This window comes from Pseudogracilibacillus amylolyticus (SeqCode) (assembly GCF_051918545.1).
Classification (GTDB): Bacteria; Bacillota; Bacilli; order Bacillales; family Amphibacillaceae; genus Pseudogracilibacillus.
In genome coordinates this window covers 1-4,797 of sequence record NZ_JBPPZG010000262.1, presented here as the reverse complement: position 1 = coordinate 4,797, position 4,797 = coordinate 1, and the positions used below count along the sequence as shown (strand labels likewise).

General features: G+C 33.9%; 4 protein-coding genes and 1 pseudogene. All 5 read right to left on the bottom strand.

Annotation, left to right across the window (positions count from 1 at the left end; translation table 11 throughout):
* Positions 1 to 171: 171 nt before the first annotated feature.
* Positions 172 to 2,091 carry a DNA topoisomerase (ATP-hydrolyzing) subunit B gene (gyrB, locus tag ACPYKA_RS18970; protein WP_479543764.1) on the bottom strand — a complete coding sequence of 640 codons (1,920 nt, stop codon included), beginning with the start codon at positions 2,089 to 2,091 and terminating at the stop codon, positions 172 to 174.
* A gap of 44 nt (positions 2,092 to 2,135) precedes the next feature.
* Positions 2,136 to 2,411 (bottom strand): extracellular matrix regulator RemB, encoded by a 276-nt coding sequence (gene remB, locus ACPYKA_RS18965; protein WP_479543763.1) that lies wholly within the window; start codon positions 2,409 to 2,411, stop codon positions 2,136 to 2,138.
* A 122-nt stretch (positions 2,412 to 2,533) separates the two neighbouring features.
* Positions 2,534 to 3,649 (bottom strand): DNA replication/repair protein RecF, encoded by a 1,116-nt coding sequence (recF, locus tag ACPYKA_RS18960; protein WP_479543762.1) that lies wholly within the window; start codon positions 3,647 to 3,649, stop codon positions 2,534 to 2,536.
* A gap of 9 nt (positions 3,650 to 3,658) precedes the next feature.
* Complete coding sequence (locus ACPYKA_RS18955; RefSeq protein WP_479543761.1) at positions 3,659 to 3,892, bottom strand: RNA-binding S4 domain-containing protein; 234 nt, start codon at positions 3,890 to 3,892, stop codon at positions 3,659 to 3,661.
* 782 nt (positions 3,893 to 4,674) lie between these two features.
* Positions 4,675 to 4,797 (bottom strand): annotated as a pseudogene (locus tag ACPYKA_RS18950) (DNA polymerase III subunit beta); the annotation flags it as partial.

Below are 4,797 nucleotides of genomic sequence, written 5' to 3'. Positions count from 1 at the left end.
AAACCATCTCTAACATCTGGTAAAGCACGTGAAACGATAACACTCATCGCATAGTCGAGAAAGGATGTGCGCATTTCCTGACTTAAATTTACTTGTTCAACATTTAACCGTTCTTCCACTTCACATAAACCTCCTGATGGATGAATTGAATTATGGAGAAAAAGATGTTACTTATATATCTAAATTTTTCACATATTCAGCATTTTCCTCAATAAATTCTCTTCGTGGTTCTACTTTATCACCCATTAAAATATTAAATACTTCATCTGCGTCTATTGCATCTTTCAATTTCACTTGTAATAATGTTCTCGAATCAGGATTCATCGTTGTTTCCCACAATTGATCAGCATTCATTTCTCCAAGACCTTTATAACGCTGAATATTTGGCTTTGGTGACTCTGGCAGTTCAGCTAAAAGGGCGTCTAACTGATCATCACTATATACATAATGCAAAGATTTTCCTTGCTTAATTTGATATAACGGTGGCTGTGCGATATAAACATATCCATGTTCAATCAGTGGTTTCATAAAACGATAGAAGAATGTTAATAATAATGTTCGAATATGTGCACCATCAACATCCGCATCTGTCATGATAACAATTTTGTGATACCGTGCTTTTGTAATATCAAAATCTTCACCAATTCCTGTGCCAAGCGCTGTAATCATCATTCGTACTTCATTATTCGATAAAATTCGATCTAAACGTGCTTTTTCAACGTTTAAAATTTTCCCCCGCAACGGTAAAATAGCTTGAAAATGCCTATCTCGGCCTGATTTCGCAGATCCACCAGCGGAGTCTCCCTCTACGATAAATAGTTCACTAATTTCAGGGTCTTTAGAGGAACAATCTGATAATTTCCCGGGTAAATTAGATACTTCCAGAGCACTTTTTCGTCGCGTTAATTCCCGAGCTTTTCTGGCAGCTACTCTTGCCCGTGAAGCCATCATACCTTTTTCAACAATAACTCTTGCTACAGAAGGGTTCTCAAACAAGAATTTTGAAAAAGCTTCACTAAAAACAGAATCAGTTACGGAACGTGCATCACTGTTGCCTAGTTTTGTTTTTGTTTGTCCTTCAAACTGTGGATCCGTATGTTTTATCGATACAATGGCGGTCATTCCTTCGCGCACATCTTCCCCAGTTAAATTATCATCATCTTCTTTAAATAAATTACTTTTACGTGCATAATCATTAATAACACGAGTAAGTGCTGTTCGGAACCCCGCTTCATGCGTTCCACCTTCATACGTGTGAATATTATTAGCAAAAGAGAATAGATTACTTGCAAAACCATCATTGTATTGAATAGCAACTTCTACAGAAATATCGTTGTCTTCTCCCTCAGCATATATCGGGTCATGAAGAACATCTTTTGTGCGGTTCATAAATTCAACATATGATTTTATACCGCCCTCATAATAAAATTCTTCTCTTTCTCTGTCATCTCTTTTATCTTCTAACGTTATCGTTAATTTTCGGTTTAAAAAAGCTAATTCTCTTAAACGATTTTTTAACGTGTCATAATCATAAACAGTTGTCTCTGTAAATATTTCTGGATCAGGTTTAAAATTGATAATCGTTCCTGTTTTATCCGTTTCTCCAATTGCTTTAATTTCACCTTTTGGTTCACCTTTTGCGAATTCTAAGAAATGGATTGTTCCATTTCGGTGAACATAAACTTTAAGATGGGACGAAAGGGCGTTAACAACAGAAGCACCTACACCATGGAGACCTCCTGAAACTTTATAACCGCCACCGCCAAATTTACCACCAGCATGAAGAACAGTTAAAATAAGTTCTACGGCGGGTTTTCCAGATTCTTCATGGATATCAATTGGAATTCCCCGACCGTTATCTTTAACTGTAATACTATTATCTTTTTCTATAATGACATCAATTTTATCACAATATCCCGCTAATGCTTCGTCAATACTATTATCCGTTATTTCCCAGACTAAGTGATGCAACCCTTTTTCACTTGTTGAACCAATATACATACTTGGTCTTTTCCGAACTGCTTCCAGTCCTTCTAATACCTGTATTTGTTCAGCATCATAAGCTTGATTACTTAATACTTTATCTTCCATAAAAATTTCACCTTCATTTCATTAATTAAGGGACCTTGATTACTTTATTTCTTCTCTACTTGATTCATAGTTGCATATAATTCTTCTCTATTTTTTAAAGTGGATGTAGAAAATGAACTGTAGTAAATAGATTCGTCTGTTATAATAATGGATTTTGCATCTATGTCTGATCCAATAACTCTTTTGTTTCTTTTTTGATCTGCTATCAATTGCCTCAATTTTGGTGAAGAATGTGTAAGTTGGTAATCTAATATGGAGATGATTTTATCTGACTCAACTACTTCATCATTCCCTATATAAATAAACAATAATTTTCCCATTCCTTTTCAGTTTCTAAAAAGTTCTTTCTGCTTTGTCTATAAACATGAACAAAAATATTTCTATCACAATATAGATACTAGAGAATTTAGATTCATCATCCTAAAGTGAACTGTTACACAATTTAAAAAGTAATTGTGCCATTTTGCACAGAATAAATGGACGCTTCTTCTAGCGTATTATGGTTAATTCCATCTACAGTTGTCGTAGAAACAAATGTTTGGACTTTTCCTTGGATTGTACTTAACAAATGTGATTGCCTAAAATCATCCAATTCGCTTAACACATCATCTAAAAGTAGAATAGGGTATTCATTTGTTTGATCATAGATAAGATCAATTTCGGCTAGTTTTAATGATAATGCCGTTGTACGTTGCTGCCCTTGAGAACCATACAGTTTTACATCTTTATCATTTATATAGAAAATTAAATCATCACGATGTGGACCGATTAAAGTTAGGCCACGATTAATTTCATTTCTTTCAATTTGTAAAAATGCCTCTAAATACTTACTCTCTAGTTTCTCCTCATCATCATCTTCTAATACTTCAACGCTTGATGTATAGATAATTTTAAGATTTTCCTGTTCACGACTAATTTTAAAATGAACAGGAATTGCCCATTTCCGTAGTAGTTCTAAAAATACAAAGCGTTTTTTTAAAATAATAGCAGCATGTTTAACTAATTGTTGTGTTAAAACAGATAATAATGTTGTGTCCGGCTCTTTTTGATGTTGTAATTGTTTTAACAAGTGATTTCGTTGTTTTAAAATTTTTTGATATTGTCCTAAATGGTAAAGATATATTGGCTCAATTTGGCCTAATTCCATATCAATAAATCTCCTACGCATTTGTGGGGAGCCTTTGACTAGTGATAGGTCTTCTGGGGCAAACATAACGACATTAAGAGCACCAATATATTCACTTAATCGCTGCTGTTCGATGCGATTTAATTTAGCTTTTTTTCCATTTTTGTGGAAAATTAACTCCATTGGGATGTTTTTATTATCACTTTTTACAATTGTACCTGAAATTTTTGCAAATTCTTTATTCCAATATATTAATTCACGATCATTGGACGTACGATATGATTTTGTAAAAGCTAATAAATAAATAGATTCCAAAAGGTTTGTTTTCCCTTGGGCATTTTCTCCAATAATTACATTCACTCTATTTTCAAAAGTGATATCAAGTTGGTCATAATTACGATAGTTTTTTAGTTGTAAATGTTTTAAATACATGCAAATTCCTCATTTGTTTGCATTAGTTTCCCGACTTTTTACAATGAATGTTTCATTGGTTTTTAGTTTTACTACATCATTGTGATAAAGTTTTCGGCCTCTTCTAAATTCCGGTGTTCCATTGACGTAAACACCTTCCTCTGTGATATATGCTTTAATAAAGCCACCAGAATCAAATAAATTAGTTAATTTCAATAATTGATTTAAAGTAATAAAATTATCTTCTATTTGGATTTCCTCCATTTTGAACAATTCCTTTGCATTTTTTTAGATTTATCTTTTTAGTCATACTTTAAATCTTCCTATATTCCATTTTACTAAAGTTTTTAACCAAATGGAAGCTTTCCCCCTCTTTCGGTATAAAAACGCTCTAATATACTTAAAATGAATTTTTAACCCTATAAAAAGACAAATAAAGCCCTTTTCCAAAAAAAGAGCTTTATCATAAATTGATTTATGAAATTTCTATTTCTATACAAAATCTTTAAACCGTTTAGTAACTTAGGTTAATTTGCTCTACAAACCTCTGAACAAAGTTGCGATGTAAAATACCGCTACGGAAATACACTGCGCTTTCCGCAGGCGGCTGATGAGCCTTCCTTGTGCTACGCACTGCGTTGTCTCACCTAGGCCTATCCTCCTGCAGGAGTCTCCGTGTATTTCCTTCGCTGGGTGTGTTTGGTAAATAGCTCAGCTCTGCATAATTTTTTACTACTACCTCAATGGTTGATTGGAGCCGGAGGACAGTCGACTTCCGCGGGAAAAGCAACATAGGAACACAGACTAAGAACGCCACGACCTTATGTCTTCGTCTGCACAAGTACATCCTGTAAGTTGGAAGACTCAGAAACAGTGATTTTGTGCTTCAGAGGCGGACTGTCGTACCTAAGGATGCGCGTACTGCCCGGAGGCGGAAATCAACAAAGCTGTTACTAGTTTTTAAATTTTCATTACTCAACAATTTACTTCAATTATGAAAAGATAAAATACATGAATACTTTGTGCAAAAAATTATTTAGTATATTTTAATACGTTCTGACTGGCAGGATTAATTGTAATATATTTTCTTCTTCTGGAGTTTTTATAACGAATGGTCGCATTGGACCTGTGAAATTTATTTGTACTCTTTCGCTATCAATTGTCCGTAA